23 protein-coding genes are annotated in these 23,122 nt (G+C 71.3%); 16 read left to right on the top strand and 7 right to left on the bottom strand.

Translation table 11 applies throughout. The features are described from left to right. Nucleotides 1-10: 10 nt before the first annotated feature. The gene (gene hmgA, locus QQY66_RS09320) at nt 11-1,327 is read right to left on the bottom strand and encodes a homogentisate 1,2-dioxygenase (protein ID WP_301978657.1); all 1,317 of its coding nucleotides are present in this window, start codon (nt 1,325-1,327) and stop codon (nt 11-13) included. Nucleotides 1,328-1,481: 154 nt separating this feature from the next. Here hmgA and QQY66_RS09315 point away from each other — a divergent pair, with 154 nt between their 5' ends. The 12 genes from QQY66_RS09315 to QQY66_RS09260 all read left to right on the top strand — a co-directional run bounded on the left by QQY66_RS09315 (nt 1,482) and on the right by QQY66_RS09260 (nt 15,250). Further along, nucleotides 1,482-2,027 (top strand): hypothetical protein, encoded by a 546-nt coding sequence (locus QQY66_RS09315; protein WP_301978656.1) that lies wholly within the window; start codon nt 1,482-1,484, stop codon nt 2,025-2,027. A 51-nt stretch (nt 2,028-2,078) separates the two neighbouring features. Then, a complete protein-coding gene (locus QQY66_RS09310; protein WP_301978655.1) occupies nt 2,079-2,696 on the top strand; it encodes a TetR/AcrR family transcriptional regulator in 618 nt (205 codons plus the stop codon). A gap of 129 nt (nt 2,697-2,825) precedes the next feature. Then, the gene (locus QQY66_RS09305; RefSeq protein WP_301978654.1) at nt 2,826-5,090 is read left to right on the top strand and encodes a molybdopterin-dependent oxidoreductase; all 2,265 of its coding nucleotides are present in this window, start codon (nt 2,826-2,828) and stop codon (nt 5,088-5,090) included. 133 nt (nt 5,091-5,223) lie between these two features. Further along, complete coding sequence (locus QQY66_RS09300; RefSeq protein WP_301978653.1) at nt 5,224-6,627, top strand: CitMHS family transporter; 1,404 nt, start codon at nt 5,224-5,226, stop codon at nt 6,625-6,627. 24 nt (nt 6,628-6,651) lie between these two features. Continuing rightward, the gene (locus tag QQY66_RS09295; RefSeq protein ID WP_301978652.1) at nt 6,652-7,896 is read left to right on the top strand and encodes an MFS transporter; all 1,245 of its coding nucleotides are present in this window, start codon (nt 6,652-6,654) and stop codon (nt 7,894-7,896) included. 99 nt (nt 7,897-7,995) lie between these two features. Further along, the gene (locus tag QQY66_RS09290; protein WP_301978651.1) at nt 7,996-8,622 is read left to right on the top strand and encodes a hypothetical protein; all 627 of its coding nucleotides are present in this window, start codon (nt 7,996-7,998) and stop codon (nt 8,620-8,622) included. Further along, nucleotides 8,609-9,316 (top strand): class F sortase, encoded by a 708-nt coding sequence (locus tag QQY66_RS09285; RefSeq protein ID WP_301978650.1) that lies wholly within the window; start codon nt 8,609-8,611, stop codon nt 9,314-9,316. The genes QQY66_RS09290 and QQY66_RS09285 overlap by 14 nt, the downstream gene beginning before the upstream one ends. A 105-nt stretch (nt 9,317-9,421) precedes the next feature. Continuing rightward, nucleotides 9,422-10,756: an ABC transporter ATP-binding protein gene (locus QQY66_RS09280; RefSeq protein ID WP_301978649.1), complete on the top strand. Its 1,335-nt coding sequence runs from the start codon at nt 9,422-9,424 to the stop codon at nt 10,754-10,756. A 19-nt stretch (nt 10,757-10,775) separates the two neighbouring features. Continuing rightward, the gene (locus QQY66_RS09275; protein ID WP_301978647.1) at nt 10,776-11,228 is read left to right on the top strand and encodes a DUF3574 domain-containing protein; all 453 of its coding nucleotides are present in this window, start codon (nt 10,776-10,778) and stop codon (nt 11,226-11,228) included. A 92-nt stretch (nt 11,229-11,320) separates the two neighbouring features. Further along, nucleotides 11,321-12,709, top strand: a complete 1,389-nt coding sequence (locus tag QQY66_RS09270; protein ID WP_301978646.1) for an aldehyde dehydrogenase family protein — start codon at nt 11,321-11,323, stop codon at nt 12,707-12,709. 11 nt (nt 12,710-12,720) lie between these two features. Then, on the top strand, nt 12,721-13,803 hold the full coding sequence (locus QQY66_RS09265; RefSeq protein ID WP_301978645.1) for a Zn-dependent alcohol dehydrogenase: 1,083 nt from the start codon (nt 12,721-12,723) through the stop codon (nt 13,801-13,803). Between the two features lie 124 nt (nt 13,804-13,927). Continuing rightward, nucleotides 13,928-15,250 (top strand): MFS transporter, encoded by a 1,323-nt coding sequence (locus QQY66_RS09260; protein ID WP_301978644.1) that lies wholly within the window; start codon nt 13,928-13,930, stop codon nt 15,248-15,250. Here the strand turns inward: QQY66_RS09260 and QQY66_RS09255 are convergent. The 3 genes from QQY66_RS09255 to QQY66_RS09245 all read right to left on the bottom strand — a co-directional run bounded on the left by QQY66_RS09255 (nt 15,242) and on the right by QQY66_RS09245 (nt 17,866). Next, nucleotides 15,242-16,183 (bottom strand): DMT family transporter, encoded by a 942-nt coding sequence (locus tag QQY66_RS09255; RefSeq protein ID WP_301987240.1) that lies wholly within the window; start codon nt 16,181-16,183, stop codon nt 15,242-15,244. The two genes, QQY66_RS09260 and QQY66_RS09255, sit on opposite strands and share 9 nt — an antisense overlap. Before the next feature lie 187 nt (nt 16,184-16,370). Beyond that, entirely contained in the window at nt 16,371-17,081 is a 711-nt protein-coding gene (locus QQY66_RS09250; protein WP_301978642.1) for a helix-turn-helix transcriptional regulator, read from the bottom strand. Nucleotides 17,082-17,209: 128 nt separating this feature from the next. Further along, on the bottom strand, nt 17,210-17,866 hold the full coding sequence (locus QQY66_RS09245) for a TetR/AcrR family transcriptional regulator (protein ID WP_301978640.1): 657 nt from the start codon (nt 17,864-17,866) through the stop codon (nt 17,210-17,212). A 91-nt stretch (nt 17,867-17,957) separates the two neighbouring features. Between QQY66_RS09245 and QQY66_RS09240 the strand changes: the two genes are divergently transcribed. The 3 genes from QQY66_RS09240 to QQY66_RS09230 all read left to right on the top strand — a co-directional run bounded on the left by QQY66_RS09240 (nt 17,958) and on the right by QQY66_RS09230 (nt 20,162). Beyond that, complete coding sequence (locus QQY66_RS09240; protein WP_301978638.1) at nt 17,958-19,109, top strand: acyl-CoA dehydrogenase family protein; 1,152 nt, start codon at nt 17,958-17,960, stop codon at nt 19,107-19,109. Between the two features lie 75 nt (nt 19,110-19,184). Then, on the top strand, nt 19,185-19,430 hold the full coding sequence (locus QQY66_RS09235; RefSeq protein WP_301978637.1) for a YiaA/YiaB family inner membrane protein: 246 nt from the start codon (nt 19,185-19,187) through the stop codon (nt 19,428-19,430). 108 nt (nt 19,431-19,538) lie between these two features. Then, complete coding sequence (locus QQY66_RS09230) at nt 19,539-20,162, top strand: TetR/AcrR family transcriptional regulator (protein WP_301978636.1); 624 nt, start codon at nt 19,539-19,541, stop codon at nt 20,160-20,162. Between the two features lie 26 nt (nt 20,163-20,188). Here the strand turns inward: QQY66_RS09230 and QQY66_RS09225 are convergent, their stop codons facing one another. Continuing rightward, on the bottom strand, nt 20,189-20,650 hold the full coding sequence (locus QQY66_RS09225) for a MaoC family dehydratase (RefSeq protein ID WP_301978634.1): 462 nt from the start codon (nt 20,648-20,650) through the stop codon (nt 20,189-20,191). A gap of 137 nt (nt 20,651-20,787) precedes the next feature. Here QQY66_RS09225 and soxR point away from each other — a divergent pair, with 137 nt between their 5' ends. Next, a complete protein-coding gene (gene soxR, locus QQY66_RS09220) occupies nt 20,788-21,261 on the top strand; it encodes a redox-sensitive transcriptional activator SoxR (RefSeq protein WP_301978633.1) in 474 nt (157 codons plus the stop codon). 379 nt (nt 21,262-21,640) lie between these two features. On the opposite strand, the gene QQY66_RS09215 is transcribed toward soxR, so the two are convergent. Both QQY66_RS09215 and QQY66_RS09210 read right to left on the bottom strand, forming a co-directional pair. Beyond that, nucleotides 21,641-22,360 carry a 3-keto-5-aminohexanoate cleavage protein gene (locus QQY66_RS09215; protein ID WP_301978632.1) on the bottom strand — a complete coding sequence of 240 codons (720 nt, stop codon included), beginning with the start codon at nt 22,358-22,360 and terminating at the stop codon, nt 21,641-21,643. Between the two features lie 98 nt (nt 22,361-22,458). Further along, on the bottom strand, nt 22,459-23,067 hold the full coding sequence (locus QQY66_RS09210) for a hypothetical protein (protein ID WP_301978631.1): 609 nt from the start codon (nt 23,065-23,067) through the stop codon (nt 22,459-22,461). Nucleotides 23,068-23,122: the final 55 nt, after the last annotated feature.

The raw sequence follows: 23,122 nt of genomic DNA, 5'->3' as shown, positions 1-23,122 counted from the left end.
CAGGGGATCCTCAGTGCAAGGGGCGGAAGTGGCGTTCGAGGCCCCGCCACACGTCGTCGTACCCGCGCTGCAGATGCTCCGCCCCGGCCGCCTGCGCAGTGAGCGTCACCGGCCAGCGGGTCTCGAACATGAACGCCAGCCCGTCGTCGACCTTGTGCGGCCGCAGCTCGGCGGCGCTCGCGCGGTCGAAGGTCTCACGGTCCGGGCCGTGCGCCGACATCATGTTGTGCAGCGACCCGCCGCCGGGCACAAAGCCCTCCGCCTTCGCGTCGTACGCCCCCTCGATGAGCCCCATGTACTCGCTCATCACGTTCCGGTGGAAGTACGGCGGCCGGAACGTGTCCTCGCCCACCAGCCAGCGCGGCGCGAACACGACGAAGTCCACGCCCGCGAGCCCCGGGGTGTCGCTCGGCGATGTCAGCACCGTGAAGATCGACGGGTCCGGGTGGTCGTAGCTGATGGTGCCGAGCACATTGAAGCGGCGCAGATCATAGGCGTACGGCACATGGTTGCCGTGCCAGGCGACCACATCGAGGGGGGAGTGGTCATAGGTGGCCGTCCACAGGTTCCCGCAGAACTTGTTCACCACCTCGACCGGACCCTCGACATCCTCGTACGCGGCCACGGGCGCCCGGAAATCCCGGGCGTTGGCGAGCCCGTTGGCGCCGATCGGGCCGAGGTCGGGCAGCTGGAACGGTGCCCCGTAGTTCTCGCACACATAACCCCGGGCGGAAGCATCCAGCAGCTCCACACGGAAGCGCACCCCACGAGGAACCAGCGCCACATGTCCCGGCTCCACATGCAGCAGCCCGAACTCCGTGCGCAGCAGCAGCCCGCCGTGCTCTGGCACGATCAGCAGCTCTCCGTCGGCGTCGCTGAAGACGCGGTCCATGGAGGAGTTGGCGTGATAGAGGTGCACGGCGATGCCGGTGCGCTGGGTGGCGTCGCCGTTGCCGCCCAGGGTCCACAGGCCCCGCAGGAAGTCCGTGCCGGCCGGCGGCTCGGGCAGGGGGTTCCAGCGCAGCCGGTTCGGGTCCGGTACCGACTCCGTGAAGGGCGCCGTACGGATCGAGCCGTTCTCCGTGCGCGTGAACGCGGCATGCGCGGCCGAGGGGCGGATCCGGTACAGCCAGGAGCGGCGGTTGTGGGCGCGGGGCTCGGTGAACGCCGTACCGCTGAGCTGTTCCGCGTACAGCCCGAGCGGGGCTCGCTGGGGCGAGTTGCGGCCCTCGGGCAGGGCGCCCGGGACGGCCTCGGAGCTGTGCTCATTGCCGAAACCGGAGAGGTAGGCCAGCCCCTCGGCGGTCTTCCGTGCGTCCCCGCTCATGATCAGTGCTCCCTTGCGATCTTATTCCTATGCTCCACCGTAGGATTGCGGTTTCGCGGGCGCAAGAGGGACTGCATGACCTCCTCACGGTGTACGCCGAGAACCAGACTCCAGGGGGATTCGGGGTGTCGGACCGATGTTCTACGCTCCCGGCATGTCGTGGACGCGCGTACTGCTCGCAGCGCTCGCGGTCTGTGTCCTGCTCTTCGCCGGAGCGGCGGGCTGCGGCTCCGGTGGCGCGGGCGAGGGCGTGAGCCGGAAGAACGGGGAATCGATGTCACCGGTCGGCGAGCTCCTCGACGACACCGACGACGAGGGGCGGCGCTACCGCGAGGTGGACGAAGAGGACGCACCCGAGGTCGGCATCGAGGTGCAGCCGGACGCCGACCAGGGCTGGGACGTACGCCTGACGGTCCACAACTTCCGCTTCTCGCCGCCCGGCACCAGAGCCGAGGCCGTGCCCGGCCGGGGTCTCGCGCATCTCTTCGTCGACGGCCGCCGCATCGCCCGGCTCCGCGCACCCGAGTACCGCTTCTCGGCCGACCTCGTCCAGCGCGGCACGCACCACGTCACCGCCCGGCTCTACGCCGACGACGGCACGGTGTGGGCCGTGGACGGCGAGCCCGTCGAGAGCACGGCCGACATCACGGCGTCGCAGCCGGGGCCGACGGCGCCCACGAGCGCACCCGCCGGACGGTGAATGTGCCCGACAACGGGGGCGAGGTTCACCCGGGCCAGACGGAGAGGCATCATGAAACCCGTGCCCCATGCGACATCGCTCCGTCGTGCGCCCATCCAGCGGCGCAGCGCCGAACGGCTGACCAGGATCCTCGACGCCTGCGCCGACCTCCTCGACGAGGTCGGCTACGACGACCTGAGCACCCGTGCCGTCGCCCAGCGCGCGGGCGTCCCCATCGGCTCGGTCTACCGCTTCTTCGGCAACAAGCGGCAGATGGCCGACGCGCTGGCCCAGCGCAACCTCGAGCGCTACACCGAACGCGTCACCGCCCGCCTCGAGGAGACCGGCGACGGAGGCTGGCGGGTCGCGATGGACACCGTCCTCGACGAGTACCTCGCCATGAAGCGCACCGCGCCCGGCTTCTCCCTCGTCGACTTCGGCAACCAGATCCCGGTCGGCACCCGGCACTCCGAGCCCAACCATCGCGTCGCCGACCGCCTCACCGACCTGCTCTCCGGCTATCTCGACCGCACCCCCGACGAGGATCTGCGGCGCACCTTCCTCATCGCCGTGGAAACCGCCGACACCCTCGTCCACCTGGCCTTCCGGGTGGCCCCCGAGGGTGACGAGAAGATCATCGAGGAGGCGCGGGAGCTGCTGCGGGCGTACCTGGCGCGCGTCCTGGACTGATCCCCGCGGCCCTCCGGCCCTCGCGGGTTTCCGACCTCACCCCCGGCAGACCCTCCCCCTTGTGCATACCGGTCGGTATGCTCGACCGCAGTTCGTGCGTCACCGTTGCCGCCGCCCCCGGGAGGACCCGTGTCCCGCACCGCCCTGCGAATCTGCCCCCTGTGTGAGGCCACCTGCGGGCTGACCCTCACCATCGAGGGCACCCGTGTCACCGGTGCCCGCGGTGATCGCGACGATGTGTTCAGCGAGGGGTTCATCTGCCCGAAGGGCGCCTCCTTCGGCGCTGTCGACGGCGACCCCGACCGGCTGCGCACACCCCTCGTCCGCAAGGACGGCGAGCTGCGCGAGGCCACCTGGCAGGAGGCGTTCGACGCGGTCGCGGCCGGAATCCGGCCGGTCGTCGAGCGCTACGGCGCCAATTCCGTCGGCGTCGTCCTCGGCAACCCGAACGTCCACACCATGGCCGGCGCCCTCTACCCGCCCGTGCTGCTCGCCGGCCTCGGCACCCGCAGCCTGTTCTCCGCCTCCACGGTCGACCAGATGCCCAAGCACGTCTCCAGCGGGCTCCTCTACGGCGACGCCCTCGCGATCCCCGTACCCGACCTGGACCACACCGACCACCTGCTCCTCATCGGCGCCAACCCCCTGGAATCCAACGGGAGTCTGTGCACCGCCCCCGACTTCCCCGGCAAGCTCAAGGCCCTCAAGGCCCGCGGCGGCACCCTCACCGTCATCGACCCGCGCCGCACCCGCACCGCCAAACTCGCCGACCGACACCTCGCGATCCGGCCCGGCACGGACGCCCTGCTGCTCGCGGCGATGACGTACGTCCTCTTCGAGGAGGACCTCGTCGACCTCGGAGACCTGACGCCCCATGTGCAGGGCGTCGAAGAACTCCGGGACGCCGTACGGCACTTCACCCCCGAAGCCGTCACCGCCGCCTGCGACATCGACGCCGGTGTCATCCGTGCCCTCGCCCGCGAACTCGCCGCCGCCCCCACCGCCGCCGTCTACGCCCGCATCGGCAGCTGCACCGTCTCGCACGGCACCCTGGCCAGCTGGCTCGTCGACGTCCTCAACATCCTCACCGGCAACCTCGACCGCCCCGGCGGCGCGCTCTTCCCGCAGGCGGCCACCGACAAGACGCCCCGGCCCGCCGGACCCGGCCGCGGCTTCCAGCTCGCCCGCTGGCACTCCCGCGTCAGCAAACACCCCGAGGCCAAGGGCGAGTTGCCGCTGTCCGCGCTCGCCGAGGAGATCGACACCGCGACACCCGAGGGCGAGCCGGTCCGGGCCCTCGTCGCCGTCGCCGCCAACCCGGTGCTGTCCGCCCCCGACGGCGACCGGCTCGACAAGGCCCTCGACTCACTCGACTTCATGGTCAGCGTCGACCCCTACCTCAACGAGACCTCCCGCCACGCCCACGTCGTCCTGCCGCCGCCCCCGCCCTCCCAGAGCGCCCACCACGACTTCGCCTTCAACGCCTTCGCCGTACGCAACCAGGTCCGCTACACCCGCGCGGCCGTCCCGCTCGAACCCGGCCGTATGTCCGAGAGCGAGATCCTCGCCCGGCTCACGCTTGCGGCGACCGGCATGCACGGCGCCGACCCCGCGGCCGTGGACGCGATGGTCGTACAGCAGACCCTGGGCAAGGCCGTCAAGGAGCCGCACTCTCCCGTGCACGGCAGGGACGCCCAGGAACTGGCGGAGCAGCTCACCGGGGAGAACGGCCCCGAGCGGCGGCTCGACATGATGCTGCGCCTCGGCCCCTACGGCGACGGGTTCGGCGTACGACCGGACGGCCTGACCCTGGAGAAGGTCCTGGCGCATCCGCACGGCATCGACCTCGGACCGCTGCGCCCGCGGCTGCCGCAGCCGCTGAAGACCAGGAGCGGCAAGATCGAGCTGCTGCCGCGGCCGATCGCCGACGACCTGCCCCGGCTGACGCGTGCCCTCGACGAGCGGCCCGACGGACTCGTTCTGATCGGCCGCCGCCATCTGCGCTCCAACAACAGCTGGATGCACAACGTGCCCGCCCTCACCGGCGGCACCAACCGCTGCACCCTGCACATCCACCCCGCCGACGCCGAACGCCTCGGCGTGCGCGACGGGGCGCCGGTGCGGCTGAAGGGCGCCGGGGGAGAGGTGACCGCCCCGGCCGAGGTCACCGACGGCGTCCGGCAGGGCGTGGTCAGCCTGCCGCACGGGTGGGGCCACGACCGTCCCGGCACCCGGCTCCGCCACGCCTCCACCGACCCCGGCGTCAACGTCAACCAGCTCCTCGACGGCAGTCTGCTCGACCTGCTGTCGGGCAACGCGGTCCTCAACGGAGTGCCCGTGGAAATCTCCGCCGCGACCGAAGCTGTGACCGAAAAGCTCACCCCGCTGACCTGAGCAAAGCCGTGACCAGGAGTTTTGCGCTTATTGCTCGCATGTCAACGTCTTGTTAACGCCGTTCGACGGGACCTAACGTCATCGCACTGCCGACTCCGGTGGGAGTTCAAGGGCGAACGTTAGGTATCCACTCATGCTGACCATCCTCGGCTTCGCCATGATCGCGACCTTCCTGGTCCTGATCATGATGAAGAAGATGTCGCCGATCGCGGCGCTCGTGCTGATCCCGGCACTGTTCTGCGTGTTCGTCGGGAAGGGCGCCAAGCTCGGTGACTATGTCATCGACGGCGTGACCAGCCTTGCCCCGACCGCGGCGATGCTCATGTTCGCGATCGTCTACTTCGGAGTGATGATCGACGTCGGGCTCTTCGACCCGATCGTCCGGGGGATCCTCAAGTTCTGCAAGGCCGACCCGATGCGCATCGTCGTCGGCACCGCCGTACTCGCCGCCATCGTCTCGCTCGACGGCGACGGCTCGACCACCTTCATGATCACGGTCTCGGCGATGTACCCGCTGTACAAGCGCCTCAAGATGAGCCTGGTCGTCATGACCGGTATCGCCGCGATGGCCAACGGCGTGATGAACACCCTGCCGTGGGGCGGCCCGACGGCCCGTGCCGCCACCGCCCTCAAGCTGGACGCCAGCGACATCTTCGTCCCGATGATCCCGGCCCTCGCCGTCGGCCTCCTCGGCGTCTTCGTGCTCTCGTACGTCCTCGGCATGCGCGAGCGCAAGCGGCTCGGCACGCTGACGCTGGACGAGGTGCTGGTGGACGAGAAGGAGACGGAGACCGTTCTCGTGGGCGCCGGAGGTTCCGGCAAGAGCCCGGTGGCCACCGGCGGGTCGGGCTCCGGCACGGACGCCGACGCGCCCGACGCGGACGACGACCGTATGCTCCAGGTCCTCGACCCGGCCCGGCCCACCCTGCGCCCCAAGCTGTACTGGTTCAACGCGCTGCTCACGGTGGTCCTGCTCACCGCCATGATCATGGAGTGGCTGCCGATCCCGGTGCTGTTCCTGCTCGGCGCGGCCCTGGTGCTGACCGTCAACTTCCCGCACATGCCCGACCAGAAGGCCCGCATCGGCGCCCACGCCGAGAACGTCCTCAACGTCTCCGGCATGGTCTTCGCCGCCGCCGTCTTCACCGGCGTCCTCCAGGGCACCGGCATGGTCGACCACATGGCGAAGTGGATGGTGGACGTCATCCCCGAGGGCATGGGCCCGCACATGGCCCTGGTCACCGGTCTGCTGAGCCTTCCGCTCACCTACTTCATGTCGAACGACGGCTTCTACTTCGGTGTCCTGCCGGTCCTCGCCGAGGCCGGTGCCGCCCACGGCGTCTCCCCGCTGGAGATGGCCCGGGCCTCCCTGGTCGGCCAGCCGCTGCACATGTCGAGCCCGCTCGTCCCGGCCGTCTATGTCCTGGTCGGCATGGCCAAGGTGGAGTTCGGCGACCACACGAGGTTCGTGGTGAAGTGGGCGGCGCTCACATGTCTGATCATCCTCGGGGCAGGCATCCTCTTCGGAATCATCTGACGTACCGCCACGGAGGACTTGACCATGGCGCCCGGTGGGAACCGCGGCTGGCTGCTCCGCCTCGTCATCGCCTTCAGCTTCGCGCAGGGGGCGGTGTCGATGGCCCGGCCCGCCGTCTCCTACCGGGCGCTCGCGCTGGGCGCCGACGAGCGGGCGGTCGGCGTCATCGCGGGTGTGTACGCCCTGCTCCCGCTGTTCGCCGCCGTCCCGCTGGGCCGCCGTACCGACCACGGCCGCTGTGCGCCCCTGCTGCCCGCCGGCGTGGTCCTGATATCCGGCGGCTGCGCGCTCAGCGGTCTCGTCGACTCCCTCTGGGCGATGGCGATCTGGAGCGGAGTGATGGGCCTCGGTCACCTCAGCTTCGTCATCGGCGCCCAGTCCCTGGTGGCCCGCCAGTCCGCGCCCCACGAACAGGACCGCAACTTCGGCCACTTCACCATCGGCGCCTCGCTCGGCCAACTGGTCGGCCCGATCGCGGCGGGCGCGCTGATCGGCGGCCGGGACATGGCCGGGACCAGCGCTCTCGCGCTGCTGGTCGCGGGTGCGGGGGCGGCGGTCGCGTTCACTTCGCTGTGGCGGATCGAGCACCGTACGACCGCCAAGTCCCGTAGCGGGCAGGGCGATCGCATCCCCGTCCAGCGCATCCTGCGTGCCCGGGGTGTCCCCGCGGGCATCCTCATCAGCCTCTCCGTACTGTCCGCGACCGACATCCTCACCGCCTATCTGCCGGTGGTCGGCGAGCACCGGGGTATCGCGCCGTCGGTCATCGGCGTGCTGCTCAGCCTGCGTGCGGCGGCCACGATCGCGTGCCGTCTGGTGCTGACCCCGCTGCTGAGGCTGCTGGGCCGGACGCTGCTGCTCACCCTGACCTGTGTGCTGGCGGCCCTGCTGTGCGCGGGCATCGCGCTGCCGGTGCCGGTGTGGGCGCTGGCCCTGATCCTCGTCGCCCTCGGCTTCTGTCTCGGCGTCGGCCAGCCGCTGTCCATGACGACGGTCGTCCAGGCGGCCCCCGACGGCGCCCGCTCCACGGCCCTCGCACTCCGGCTGACCGGCAACCGCCTCGGCCAGGTCGCCGCGCCGGCGACCGCGGGCCTGGTCGCGGGGGTCGCGGGCGTGGCGGCGCCGTTCGTGATGCTGGGGGGTCTGTTGCTGCTGTCGGCGGGGGTCGCGCTGCGGTCTCCGGGGCGGCCGGGACGGCCGGAAGGGGACGGACCGGCCGCGCGGGAGCGGCCGAAGCGCTCCAGATTCCGCCGGACGAGTGATATCTGACGACGCGCCGGTGCCGGTACGGCGAGTCGCAGTGCGCGTAACGGAGAGTCAGGCGAAAGAACGATTTGTATGAAAATCGTCTGAATCGGAGGAGCGCGCATGCCCACCCTGACACCCACACGTACCTTCCGCCGCCGCGCGGGCGCCACTGTCGTCCTCACTGCCCTTACCGCGGCGGGCGCGTCATGGGTGGCGGCGCCGACGGCGTCGGCCCAAGGGGAGAACGGCGACATCAGGATCCACAGCGTGGGCGTGCCCTTCGGGGACTCGAGAGACGAGCCGGTGGTCTGCAGGTTCTATCTCGACGCCGTCAACTTCGACGTCCTCCCCGCCATCGCCTACACCATCACGCCGCAGCCTCCACTGCCCACCGCCGCCACCGTCGCCGGCACCATCCAGCTCGGCGGGGGCGCCGGTCACACCGACCAGCTGAGGCTCGCGGACGGGCAGTACAAGATCACCTGGATCGTGCTGGGCGCCCCCAAGGAGAAGGTCTTCCGCGTCAACTGCCGCGACCGCAACCGCATCGAGGATCACCAACGCGCCGACGCGGCCTGGGGGCCGGGCGACCACCGCGGCCCACGGGGCGGTGTGCACGCGGGCGGCGGCGGTCTCGTCGACAGCGCCGCCGCGTTCGCGCCGGTGACCGGCGCGGCGGCCGTGGTCGCCCTCGGCGGCACCGTGTACTTCCGGATGAACCGCCGCCGGCCCCATGGTGCCGCGTAGGCGCAGACGCAGGCCCTGGCACCGGACTCGCGCCTACCGCCTGACCAGGACGGCCCTGCTCGCGGTCGTCCTGGTCACGGTGGGGGTGCGGTGCGAGAGGCCGGTCATGCCGGTGGCGCCGGAGGGAGCCGACGGCCCGGCCACCGTGGCGGCCCCCGGCCCGGCCCGCCCCGCCCCCTCCGCTCACCCCGTCCGCGCCGCCCGCCGTCCCACGCCCACGCCCCCGCTCCGCCCGCTGCCCCGGTCCCGGCCGACGACCCTCCGCATCCCGTCCCTCGGCATCGACGCCCCGATCACGGGCCTCGGGCTCGACCGGGACCGGGAGCTGGAGACACCCCCGATCGACAAGCCGAAGCTCGTCGGCTGGTACGAGGGCGGCCCCACCCCCGGCGAGCCCGGCACCGCGATCGCCGTCGGCCACCGCGACACCAGGACCGGCCGCGCCGTCTTCGCCGGGCTGGCCGAGGTGAAGCCCGGCAAGCCGATCGAGGCGCGGCGCGCGGACGGCCGTACCGCCGTCTACACCGTGGACCGGGTGAAGGTCTTCGACAAGGCCGACTTCCCCGACAAGGAGGTCTACGGCCCGACCGAGCGCCCGGAACTCCGCGTGATCACCTGCGGTGGCCTCTTCAGCCGGCGCTCGGGCTACACCAGCAACGTGGTGGTCTTCGCCCACCTGACCGCCACAAAGTGACCAACCTCTTCCCCGACCGCGCACATTCCGTTAACTTCCGTGACTCACGGCCTCGTTCAACCCGCACGGGGTATTTCGACCGCGGAGCCCTCGGGGGCACCTGTCATGACACGCGCCATCTCTCTGCACGATGTGAGCAAGGTCTACGACCATGGTGTCCGTGTGGTGGACCGGCTGTCGCTGGACATCGAGCCCGGTGAGTTCCTGGTGCTGCTCGGGCCGTCCGGGTGCGGGAAGTCCACCGTGCTCAGAATGATCGCGGGGCTGGAGGAGATCACCGAGGGCGAGCTGCTGCTCGACGGCGAGTACGCCAACGATCTGCCGCCGTCCGGGCGGGACATGGCGATGGTCTTCCAGAACTTCGCGCTGTACCCGAGCATGACCAGCCGCGACAACATCGGCTTCCCGCTGCGTTTCGAGGCGCCCGGCGCGGACCCGCGCCCGCGCGTGGACGCCACCGCCCGCATGCTGGGCATCGAGGACCTCCTGGACCGCCTTCCCGGCCAGCTCTCCGGCGGCGAACGCCAGCGCGTCGCCATGGGCCGCGCCATCGCCCGGCACCCCTCCGCGTTCCTGATGGACGAGCCGCTGTCCAACCTCGACGCCAAGCTCCGCAACCACCTGCGGGCCGAAATATCCGCCCTCACCCGTGAGCTGGGCGTCACCACGGTGTACGTCACCCATGACCAGGCCGAGGCCATGTCGCTCGGCGACCGGGTCGCCGTCCTGCGCGGCGGCATCCTCCAGCAGGTCGGCACCGCGCGCTCGGTGTACGCGCTGCCCCGCAACGTCTTCGTCGCCGCCTTCATCGGCATCCCGCGCATCAACCTGCTGCGCGGCCTGGTGCGCGCCCCGCTCGACGGCGCCATGACCATCAGCCTCGGCAAGCAGTATCTGCGGCTGCCCGAACCCCTGTCCCTGGACCACCAGTTGCTCCGCGTCCAGCAGGGCCGGGAGGTCATCGTCGGCCTGCGCTCGGAGGCGATACGCATCGCCACACCGGCGTCCGCCCGGCCCGGTGAGGCGGTGCTCAGCGGTCTGGTCGAGCATGTGGAGTTCCAGGGTCACGAGGTCCTCGTCCACTTCAACACCGGCTCCCATCCGGCCGTCGTACCCGAGCTGGAGGCCCCGCGCCCGGCCCACCCGGTCCGGCGCCGGCGCCGCGAGGGCGGCACGGTCCTGGACCGCCTCCGGGAGCGCGCGGGCGCGCGGCGCGCAGGACCGGTCGTGGTCCTGGATCCGGCGGACGCCGCCCCCGAACCGGCGCCGCCCGAGGGCCGTCTCCCCGGCGACCTCATCGTCCGCACCACCCCGGACATCGAACTCCGGCACGGTATGCAGGTCCCCCTCCTCGTCGACATCGCCCACCTGTTCGTCTTCGACCGGCACGGCGAGCGGATCTGCCCGGCTCCGGCGCGTTTGCCGGACTTGGACGGGTGAGGCCCGCGACCATGGGTGCATGAATCTCCAACTCACGCGCACTCAGGCCGCGTTCGCCGTGGCCGGGCTGCTGCTCGCCGTCGGCGCTCCGACCGCCTACGCCACCTTCGACGACGGGACCTCCGCCGCGCCGCGGCGCGGGGAGCCGTACATCGAGACCCAGCTCTTCTTCGGCACCGCGCGCCCGGACGGCGGTCCGGCCGTCACCGACAAGCAGTTCATGGCCTTCATCGACAAGGAGGTCACGCCCGGCTTCCCGAACGGGCTGACCGTGCAGAGCGGGCGCGGTCAGTGGAAGGACGTGAGCGGCACGATCGAGAAGGAGCGGTCGTACGAGCTGATCCTGCTGTATCCGGCGGCGGAGGCGGGTACGAGCGACCGGAAGATCGAGGAGATCCGCCGGGACTACGAGAAGGCCTTCGGCCAGGAGTCGGTGGGCCGGGTCGACGACCGGGCCCAGGTCGACTTCTGACCGGTCCGGGAGCGCAGGCCCCTCTGGCGAGCGAAAACTAACATCGCTAGTTTGGTGCTCGGAGCACATGGTCCCACCCGGGAGGAAGCACGATGAAGGCACACGACGGCATGTACATCGACGGCGCCTGGCGCCCCGCCGCCGGCCAGGACGCGGTCGAGGTCCTGAACCCGGCCGACGAACAGGTCATCGGCCGGGTACCGGCCGGTACCGCCGAGGACGTCGACACCGCCGTACGGGCCGCCCGCGCCGCCCTCCCGGGCTGGGCCGCGACCCCGCCCGCCGAACGGGCCGCTCGGCTGACCGCCCTCCGGGACGTCCTCGCGGCCCGCAAGGACGAGATCGCCGAGACGGTCACGGCCGAGCTCGGCTCGCCGCTGAAGTTCTCCGAGAAGGTCCACGCGGCCGTCCCCATCGCGGTCGCGGGTTCCTACGCCGAGCTGGCGGCGACGTACGCCTTCGAGGAGAAGGTCGGCAACTCGACCGTCTTCCACGAGCCGATCGGCGTGGTCGGCGCGATCACGCCCTGGAACTACCCGCTCCACCAGATCGTCGCCAAGGTGGCTCCGGCACTGGCGGCAGGCTGCACGGTCGTGCTGAAGCCCGCCGAGGACACCCCGCTCGTCGCCCAGCTCTTCGCCGAGGCGGTCCACGAGGCGGGCGTCCCGGCCGGTGTCTTCAACCTCGTCACCGGCCTCGGCCCGGTCGCGGGCCAGGCCCTCGCCGAGCACCCGGGCGTCGACCTGGTCTCCTTCACCGGCTCCACGCCCGTCGGACGGCAGATCGGCGCGACCGCGGGCGCGGCCGTCAAGAAGGTCGCCCTGGAGCTGGGCGGCAAGTCCGCCAACGTCATCCTGCCGAGCGCCGACCTCGCCAAGGCCGTCAACGTCGGCGTCGCCAACGTCATGTCCAACTCCGGCCAGACATGCAGCGCGTGGACGCGGATGCTGGTCCACCGGGAGCAGTACGAGGAGGCGGTGGAGCTGGCCGCCACAGCCGCCGCCAAGTACGGCGAGCGCATCGGCCCCGTCGTGAGCGCCAAGCAGCAGGCGCGGGTGCGCGGTTACATCGAGAAGGGGGTCGCGGAGGGCGCCCGGATCGTCGCGGGCGGCGCGGAACCCCCGTATGGGCAGGGCTACTTCATCGCGCCCACGGTCTTCGCCGACGTCACCCCCGAGATGACCATCGCCCAGGAGGAGATCTTCGGGCCGGTTCTGTCGATCATCCGGTACGAGGACGAGGACGACGCGCTGCGGATCGCCAACGGCACGGTCTACGGGCTCGCCGGCGCCGTGTGGGCGGGTGACGCGTCGGAGGCGGTGGCCTTCGCGCGCCGTATGGACACCGGGCAGGTCGACATCAACGGCGGACGCTTCAACCCGCTTGCCCCCTTTGGTGGTTACAAGCAGTCGGGCGTGGGCCGGGAGCTCGGTGCGCACGGCCTGGCCGAGTACCTCCAGACCAAGTCCCTGCAGTTCTGAGGAGCCCGCACATGGTCCGCGCCGCCGTTCTGCCCGCCATCGGCTCCCCGCTGGAGATCACCGACATCGACCTGCCCGACCCCGGCCCGGACCGCATCCGCGTCCGCCTCGCCGCCGCCGGCGTCTGCCACTCCGACCTGTCCCTGTCCAACGGCACCATGCGGGTACCGGTCCCGGCCGTCCTCGGCCACGAAGGCGCCGGGACGGTCGTCGCCGTGGGCGAGGGGGTCACCCACCTCGTACCCGGTGACCGTGTCGTCCTCAACTGGGCTCCTTCCTGCGGCAGTTGCCACGCCTGCGCCCTCGGTGAGGTCTGGCTGTGCGCCAACGCGTTGAACGGCGCCGCCGACGTCCACGCCCGGCGCACGTCCGACGGCACCGACCTGCACCCCGGCCTCAACGTGGCCGCGTTCGCCGAGGAGACCGTCGTCTCCGCGTCCTGCGCCCTCACCCTCCCCGAGGGCATCCCGCTCACCGACGCGGCCCTCCTCGGCTGCGCGGTCCTCACCGGCTACGGCGCCGTCCACCACTCGGCACGCGTCCAGCCGGGGGAGACGGTGGCGGTGTACGGCGTCGGGGGAGTGGGTCTTGCGGCACTCCAGGCGGCGCGTATCGCGGGCGCGTCGAAGATCGTCGCGGTCGATGTCTCCCCGGAGAAGGAGGAGTTGGCGCGGAATGCGGGCGCCACGGACTACGTCGTCGCCTCCGACGCCACGGCCCGCGAGATCCGCGCCCTGACCGGCAGGCAGGGCGTCGACGTCGCCGTGGAGTGCGTGGGCCGTGCGACGACCATCCGCACGGCCTGGGACTCCACCCGCCGCGGCGGACGCACCACGGTCGTGGGCATCGGCGGCAAGGACCAGCAGGTCACCTTCAACGCCCTGGAGATCTTCCACTGGGGCCGCACCCTGTCCGGCTGCGTCTACGGCAACTCGGACCCCGCGAAGGACCTCCCGGTCCTCGCCGAGCACGTCCGCGCGGGCCGCCTGGACCTGGGAGCGCTGGTGACGGAGCGGATCGCGCTGGACGGGATTCCGGCGGCGTTCGAGCACATGCTGGCGGGGAAGGGCGGACGGGCGCTGGTGGTGTTCTGAGGCAGACGGGAGCCCGGAGCCCCCTGGGTGCTCCGGGCAACCTTCGCGCACAACCGTTGACGCCATACCGTCCGGTCAGTACGTTCGCCGCCAACGTCCCCAGCACCCACCGGAGTGTGCACGCATGGACATGGCCCCCTCCGCTCAGCCTCTCCCCACGGCCGCCCTCCCCACAGCCAATCGCCGCCGCGTCGCCACCGCGGCAGCCCTCGCCTCGGCCGTCGAGTGGTACGACTACTTCGTCTTCGGCATCGCCGCCGCCCTCGTCCTCGGCGACCTGTACTTCCCCGCCGGCAGCTCCACCGCCGGCGTACTCGCCTCCTTCGCCACCTTCGCGGTCGGCTTCCTCGCCCGTCCCCTCGGCGGCATCGTCGCGGGCCAGCTCGGTGACAAGCGAGGCCGCAAGCCCATGCTGGTCCTCGCGCTCACGCTGATGGGCGTCGCCACCACCGGCATCGGCCTGCTCCCGACGTACGAGACGATCGGCGTCGCCGCCCCGATCCTCCTGGTCCTCCTCCGCGTCGCACAGGGCGTCGCCGTCGGCGCGCAGTGGGGCGGTGCGATGCTGCTGGCCACCGAGTACGCCCCCGAGGGCAAGCGCGGTGTGTACGGCAGCGTCGTCCAACTCGGCGTACCCATCGGCGTGGTGACCGCCAACACCGTCTTCCTGCTGGCCGGGGCGTTCACCTCCGAGTCGGCGTTCGCGGCCTGGGGCTGGCGTATCCCGTTCCTGATCGGCCTGTTCGTGCTCGCGCTCGCCTGGTACATCCACACGCGCGTCGAGGAGACCCCGGAATTCCGTGCGGCAGAACGGGAGCTGAGCGAGCAGGAGAAGGCGGAGCGGAACTCCCCGCTGCGCACGATCCTCCGCAACCACCTCGGCACGGTCCTCCTCGCCGGCGGCTCCTTCGCCGTGAACACCGCGACCTTCTACATCCTCATCACCGGCGTCCTCGACTACACGACCCGCGAACTCGACATGAAACGCGGCGCGGTCCTCACCGTCTCCCTCTGCGTCAGCCTCACCCAGCTGATCCTCATCCCCGCGTCCGCCGCCCTGTCCGACCGGGTCGGCCGCATCCGGGTCTACGCGTTCGGCGCGGCCGGCATCGCGCTGTGGGCCGTACCGCTGTTCCTGCTGATCGACACGGGTTCGCTGCTGTGGCTGGCCGTCGGCACGTTCGTCGCCAGCTGCTTCCTCAGCATCATGTACGGCCCCCAGGCCGCCCTGTTCGCCGAGCTGTTCACGCCCGAGATGCGCTACACCGGCGCCTCTCTCGGCTACCAGATCGCGGCAGTGTGCGGCGGCGGACTCGCGCCCTTCGTGATGGTGCTGCTCCTGGAGGCCACGGGCACGTCAATGGCGGTGTCGGCCTACATCATCGGGCTCTCCGTCATCGCCCTGCTGTCCATCAAGGTCCTTGCGGACAGGGCACGTTCACGCTGATTCCGAGGCCCGCTCGGGCTGCGGTGCCGACACCACCTCCGGCGCCGTGGCCCGTCCGCGCGACCGCGACACCGCCACCCCGGCCAGGCACAGCGCCCCGCCCGCGAGCGTGAGCAGCTTCGGCACCTCGCCGAGCGCCAGCCACGACATCAGGACGACGAGTGCGGGGACGGCGTAGGTGGTGGCGCCCATCCGGCTGGCCGTCGTACGGGACAGGGCGTAGGCCCACGTCGTGAAGGCCAGCGCGGTCGGGAACACGCCGAGATAGACCATGTTGAGCGTCGCCGACAGCGGGGCGTCCGCCGCGTCCGACACCAACTGCCCGGCGAACGGCAGACAGGCCACCGCCCCGACCAGACACCCGAACGTCGTCACCTGGAGCGCACTGGCATGGCCGAGCGCGGGCTTCTGCGCCACGACCCCGCCCGCGTAGCCGACGGCGGCCAGCAGACACAGCACCACCCCGAGCACCGACGACCCGCCCCCGCTCGACATCGACAGCCCCACGGCCACCGCACCCGCGAACGACACCGCCATGCCCGCCAGCAGCCGCGGCGGCATCGCGTCACCGAGCAGCCGCGCGGCGAGCAGCGCGACCAGGACCGGCCCGATGTTCACGACCAGGGCGGCCGTCCCCGCATCCACCTGCTGCTCGCCCCAGTTGAGGGCGACCATGTAAAAGCCGAACCACAACAGCCCCGATATCGCGATCCCGGGCCACGCCGCCCGCGGCGGCCACCCTTCCCGCCGTACGAGACAGAAGATCCCCAACGTGAGAGCTCCCGCCAGCAGCCGCCCGAGCGCCAACGCACCCGGCGAGTACTCCTCACCCGCGCTGCGGATGGACACGAAGGCGGAGGCCCACAGCACCACGGTGACGGTGGCGGCACCGGCGGCGAGCAGGTCGGTGCGGCGGGCGGGGGAGGCGTTCATCATGCTCCAGAGGCTAGGGGAGGAGGATGGGTGAGGCTCGCGTATTTCGGACGGTGAGATCGGCACGTCAGGGGATTCGCACGGGGCACTGCAGCGCCCCGAAAGGGGCGCGGGGAACTGCGCGACCAGCCCCCACAAGCCCGCACCCGGCAGACGACGAAAGCTCCCACCCCCATAGCCGCCCAGCTCACCGCAACGCCCCCGCCGAGATACCGAGCAGTTCCCCCAGCGCCCGCTCACCCGACGGAGTCACTTTCACGGCCCGCTCGGATCCGATCCGCACACACCAGCCCGCGTCCAGGACATGCCGGCACAGCGCCGCGCCCGCGACGCCCGCGAGATGCGAGCGGCGCTCGGTCCAGTCGAGGCACCCCCGGGCCAGCGGACGCCGTCCCTCGCGGTCGAGCCCGATGCCGACGGAGTCGAACCAGCGCAGCCCCGCCTCCGTGAGCGCGAAGCCGGTGTCCTGGCTCAGCAGTCCGCGCTCGGTCAGTGCGTCGGTGAGCGTGATGCCGAGCCGCCCGGCGAGGTGGTCGTAGCAGGTGCGGCCGCGGGCCATCGCGGACCCGGCGTTCGATTCCCGGAGGGTGCGCGGGCGCGCTGCCGCTTCCGGGGCGACCTGTCCGGCCAGGTCCTCCAGCAGCTGCGCGACCTGCGGATCGGCGAGACGGACGTACCGATGGCGCCCCTGCCGCTCCTCCGCGAGCAGTCCGCCCGCGACGAGCCTGCCCAGGTGCTCGCTCAGCGTCGACGCGGCGACACCCGCGTGCCGGGCCAGCTCCCCGGCGGTCCACGCCCGCCCGTCGAGCAGCGCGAGCAGACACACGGCCCGCGTCTCGTCGGCGACGAGCCCGGCGAGCCGGGCCAGCTCGGGGGCGCGGGCGTCCTTGGCGGTCATGCGTTCCAGGATGGGCCACGGACACTTCGGCGGACACCGAAATGTTGATGTGCGGTTCGGCAGCGCCCTAAGGGGCGCGGGGAACTGCGCGACCAGCCACGACGGCCCCGCAGGCCAACGACGACCCATCACGGCACTTCCCGCGGAGCGCTCCGCTTGACCTGTTCGTATTGCTGCATCAGCCCGTCCAGCAGCGCGGTCAGTCCCGTCTCGAAGGCCCGTTCGTCGATCTTCTCCTGCTGCTCGGCGAGGAGGTGCGCCTGCCCGAGGTGGGGGTAGTCGGCGGGGTCGTACGCGCTCGCGTCGTCCACGAAGCCCCCGGCGAACGAGCCGAGCGCGGAGCCCATGATGAAGTACCGCATCAGTGCGCCGATCGAGGTGGCCTGCGCGGGAGGCCAGCCGGCCTCGACCATCGCGCCGTAGACGGCGTCGGCGAGGCGCAGTCCGGCGGGACGGCGGCCGGGGCCCTGGGCCAGCACCGGGACGATGTTCGGGTGGTCGCGCAGTGCGGCCCGGTAGGAGACGGCCCAGTCGTGCAGCGCGGTCCGCCAGTCCCGGCCGTCCTCGAACATCGACAGATCGACCTGGGTGCTCACCGAGTCGGCGACCGCCTCCAGGATCTCGTCCTTCGTCCGGAAGTGGTTGTAGAGCGAGGGCCCGCTCACGCCCAGCTCGGCGGCGAGCCGGCGGGTCGAGACCGCCGCAAGACCCTCCGCGTCCACGAGCGCCCGTGCGGTGTCGACGATCCGGTCGGTGCTGAGGAGGGGCTTGCGCGGTCGGGCCATGGCGCACATAGTAGGGCTGCGAGCGAGAAACTAGCAGTGCTAATTTAAATGTACGGCCTTCAAGTAGAGCTGACTTAGGGGTGACTTCGGCATGAACCTGGAGCTCAGCGAGGAGCAGACCGCCGTACGGCAGCTCGCCCGGGACTTCGTGGACCGCGAGATCGCCCCGAACGTCGTCGCCTGGGACCGTGCGGAGGACGTCGACCGGGCGATCGTGAAGAAGCTCGCCGCGGTCGGCTTCTTGGGGCTGACGATCGACGAGGAGTACGGCGGCAGCGGCGGCGACCATCTCGCGTACTGCCTGGTGACGGAGGAACTCGGCCGCGGCGACTCGTCCGTGCGCGGCATCGTGTCGGTCTCGCTCGGCCTGGTCGCCAAGACCATCGCCGCCTGGGGGAGCGAGGAGCAGAAGCGCCGCTGGCTGCCGGGACTGACCTCCGGCGCGTACGTCGGCTGCTTCGGCCTCACCGAGCCGGGCACCGGCTCCGACGCGGGCAACCTCGCCACACGCGCCGTCCGGGACGGCGAGGACTACGTCATCAACGGCACCAAGATGTTCATCACGAACGGCACGTGGGCCGACGTGGTCCTGCTCTTCGCCCGCTCCACGGACTCGCCCGGCCGCAAGGGCGTCTCCGCGTTCCTCGTGCCGACCGCCACGCCCGGCCTCTCCCGCCGCGCCATCCACGGCAAGCTCGGCCTGCGCGGCCAGGCCACCGCCGAACTCGTCCTCGAGGACGTCCGCGTCCCCGCCTCCGCGATGCTCGCGCCCGAGGGCAAGGGCTTCTCGGTCGCCATGTCGGCGCTGGCCAAGGGGCGGATGTCGGTGGCGGCGGGCTGCGTCGGCATAGCGCAGGCCGCGCTGGACGCGGCGGTGACGTACGCGACCGAGCGTGAGCAGTTCGGCAGGACCATCGCCCACCATCAGCTCGTACAGGAGCTGATATGTGACATAGCAGTCGACGTCGACGCCGCCCGACTGCTGACCTGGCGCGTCGCCGACCTCGTCGACCGCGGCCTGCCCTTCGCCACCGAGTCCTCCAAGGCCAAGCTGTTCGCCTCGGAGGCCGCCGTCCGCGCCGCCAACAACGCCCTCCAGGTCTTCGGCGGCTACGGCTACATCGACGAGTACCCGGCGGGCAAGCTGCTGCGCGACGCCCGCGTGATGACCCTCTACGAGGGCACCAGCCAGATCCAGAAGCTGGTGATCGGGCGGGCGTTGACGGGCGTCTCGGCCTTCTAGGTACCTGCTTTCTAGGTACCTGACTGAGTACTTCGGCGGATGTGGCGCCCCCCACATCTGTCGACCCTTGTCCCCATGAGTGACACAGCGGGCAAGCAGCAGAACACGGCCGCCTTCTACGGGCAGGCGGTCGCCTCCTTCGTCGTCGCCATGGCCGCCACGGCGATCGGCATCTTCAAGCTGGAGGCCGATGTCTGGGTGCGGGCGTTCCTGGGGATCGCCGTCCTGTACCTCGTCACCTCCGCCTTCACCCTCGCCAAGGTGATCAGGGACCGGCAGGAGGCGGAGAACCGCGCGTACCACCCGTTCGAGAAGCTCTGAGCGTTCGAGCAGCTCTGAGCTTCGGGCGGTGCTGATCGGGCACACTAAGCGCTCGCTCACCTTGAGCGGTATGGTGTTGTCCTTGTCAGTGAGAGGGGCGAACGAGCGATGAGTGCGGCGCAGGAGACGGCCGGCGGCGAACCGCAGGCGTGGGGCGAGGTCACGCCGGACGCGGCCCGGCGGCTGCTGATCGCCGCCGTGGAGGCCTTCGCCGAGCGCGGCTACCACGCCACCACGACCCGTGACATCGCGGGCCGCGCTGGTATGAGCCCGGCCGCGCTCTACATCCACTACAAGACCAAGGAAGAGCTGCTTCACCGCATCAGCCGGATCGGGCATGAGAAGGCACTCGACATCCTGCGTACGGCGGCGCAGCGCCAGGGCAGCCCGGCGGAGCGGCTCGCCGATGCCGTGAGCTCCTTCGTGCGCTGGCACGCCGGGGGGCGCACCACCGCGCGGGTCGTGCAGTACGAACTCGACTCACTCGGCCCCGAGGCCCGCGCGGAGATCGTCGCGCTGCGCCGTCAGTGCGACGCCGAGGTGCGCGGGATCATCGAGGACGGCGTGGCCGCGGGCGAGTTCGACGTCCTCGATGTGAAGGGCACCACGCTCGCGGTGCTCTCGCTCTGCGTCGACGTCGCCCGCTGGTTCAGCATCGACGGTCCGTGGACCCCGGACGAGGTCGGCGCGCTCTATGCCGACCTCGTGCTGCGGATGGTGGGGGCGAAGTAGTCCGGTCTGCCGGACAGGCCCTGCCCTCAGAGGTAATAGCGGGACACCGACTCGGCGACGCACACCGGTTTGTCGCCGCCGTCGCGCTCCACGGTGAAGGCGACGGTCACCTGCACGCCCCCGGTCACCTCGTCGACGCCGCTGATCGCGGCGGTGGCGCGCAGCCGCGATCCGACCGGCACCGGTGCGGGGAAACGGACCTTGTTCGTCCCGTAGTTGACGCCCATCTTCACGCCCTCGACCTTGATCAGCTGGGGTCCGAAGAGCGGAAGCAGCGACAGCGTGAGATACCCGTGGGCGATGGTGGTCCCGAAGGGTCCGGTCGCCGCCTTCTCCGGGTCGACGTGGATCCACTGGTGATCACCCGTGGCCTCCGCGAACAGGTCGATCCGCTTCTGGTCGATCTCCAGCCAGTCGGTGTGTCCCAGCTGCTCGCCCACCGCCGCCTTCAGTTCGTCGGCGGACGTGAAGATCCTCGGCTCTGCCATGTCCCGGCCTCTCGCGTCGCAATGTGACCTGCCTAAGCAACTGCTTAGCATGGTAGGTGGCGGGTCACCTGTCAACGCACAGGAGCTCTCCGGACAGCCGGAGCCGCAGCAGGTCTTCGATGGGTAACCTTCGAGGGGTGCCCCAGATTCACGAGAAGGTCCACGAGCTCACAGTCGGTCAGCTCGCCGCCCGCAGCGGCGCCGCGGTTTCCGCCCTGCACTTCTACGAGTCCAAGGGCCTGATCACCAGTCGCCGAACCTCCGGCAACCAACGCCGCTACACCCGCGACACCCTCCGCCGAGTCGCCTTCATCCGCGCCGCCCAACGCGTCGGCATCCCCCTGGCCACCATCCGCGAGGCCCTGGCCGAACTCCCCGAGGAACGCACCCCCACCAAGGACGACTGGGCCCACCTCTCCGAGGCCTGGCGCTCCGAACTCGACGAACGCATCAAGCAACTCAACCGCCTCCGCGACCACTTGACCGACTGCATCGGCTGCGGCTGCCTCTCCCTCAACACCTGCGTCCTCTCCAACCCGGACGACGTCTTCGGCGAACGCCGCTCGGGCTCCCGCCTGATGGTGGAACGAGACGGCAGGAAGGCCGAGTAACCACGCACGGCCACCGGGTTGCGGGCGGCCGTCCCGCCCAGCTGAGGGCCGCCGTCCCGCCCAGCTGCGGGCTGCTGTCCCGCCCAAGCTGCGGGCATGCGTGCCGCCTGGGGCGGCACGGGTGGGCGCAGGCGGCGCCCCGTCAGCGCCGGGCTGCGCGACCCACCTCACGGCGCCCATCCCCGCGGCGCCCCGTCAGCGCCGGGCTGCGCGACCCACCTCACGGCGCCCATCCCCGCGGCGCCCCGTCAGCGCCGGGCTGCGCGACCCACCTCACGGCGCCCATCCCCGCGGCGCCCCGTCAGCGCCGGGCTGCGCGACCCACCCCCGCCCAGCCCCAACCCCGGGCACCACTCAGCCCACGATCACTCGGGCACCGCTAACGGCACGCCCCGTACTCCCGAACCCCCGCCGCCACCAACTCCGCATTGGACCCCGCCCGCCCCCCGTCCGGCAGGACCACCGTGTCCTCCATCCCGATCCGCGTCGCCAGCCCCAACCGCCCCGCCAGCCGCAGCACAGGCCACGCGCCCCCGTCCTCCCCATGGAGCAACACAGGCCGGCCATGCGCCGACCCCAGGTCGGCCAACAACACCCGCGCGCTCTCCTCGGCCGTGTCCGGCGACGGATCCGTCACCTCCGCCAGCACCCGCAGGACCTTTCCCCCGAGGGGCGAGCGCGCGAACCGATCCGCCCCGTCCGTCCCGGACCAGATCCCCGCCTCCACACCGACCCCACGCTCGATCAGCACGGCGGCGATCTCCTCGGCGCCCGGCTCATGCCAGTTGACCGAGGCGTGATCGGGAAGCACCGTCCACCCACGCACGCGCTCCAGCCGCGCCACCGGATCAGGCTCGGCCCACGCACCGGTGGTCACCCCGACCGGCACCGACACCCGCGCCCGTATCGCATCGAGCGTCGCCGCAACCACCCGCGGCGACAAAGAATCCTGTCCGCAAGGCGTCTTGGGATGAACATGGACGTCCGTCGCTCCGGCCGCGACGGCGAGCACGGCCGACTCGGCCATCGCCTCCGGCGACAGCGGCACCCCGGCACTGTCGGCGGCCCCCCGGGCCCCGTTGAGACACACCTGCACCATGCCTCGATGGTGCCAGCCACCACTGACAATGCCCTCCGGCACCGCAGCTCACCGCGTTCGATCGGGGGTGCGGCATCCCCGGCGCACCCCCGCCGTACCTATGCGGATGCGGACACCAGCAGCCGTCCGCGCCTGGCCGTGGCCAGCGCCTCGGGCGTCAGCACCGGACGCGGCACCACGATGCCGCAGTCCGTGCACACCGGGCCCGACGAAGGTTCATGGGCCAGGTTGTACTTCCAGATCAGGCGCGCTCCGCCGCACACCGGGCAGTCGGACCCCGGTTCGCGTTCCAGGGCGGAGATCAGTCGGCGCAGTACCTCGGCCAGGGGTTCCCGCGGGTGGACCCGCGGATCGTCGCACCAGGCGACTCCGAAACCGCCCCAGGTCAGCCGGTGCCAGTCATCAACGCTGCCCGGCCTGCGCAGTCCGTCGTGCTTTTCCTTCTTGCGCCGCTCGGCGAACCCACCCTCATAGGCAAGCCACACCGAACGCGCCTCTTCCAGCTCGTCCAACGCGGCCACGAGCCGCGCTGGATCGGGCGACCGGTCCTCGGGACCGAACCCCGCCCGGGAGCACAAATGGTCCCAGGTCGCCCTGTGCCCGTACGGAGCGAACCGCTCAAGGCACTTGCGGAGCGAGTAGCGCCGTAGCGCCAGATCGCACCGTGGATCTCGCACCTGTCTCGCCAGACTCCGGAAACCGGCCATCGCCCTGCACCTCCGTCACACCTGCACCTGTACTTCGGTTACTTCGGCGTCGTCG

It is taken from the genome of Streptomyces sp. DG2A-72, assembly GCF_030499575.1.
Lineage (GTDB): Bacteria > Actinomycetota > Actinomycetes > Streptomycetales > Streptomycetaceae > Streptomyces.
Note: the sequence above shows the minus strand (reverse complement) of the source record. Positions and strands in the feature narration are given on the sequence as shown.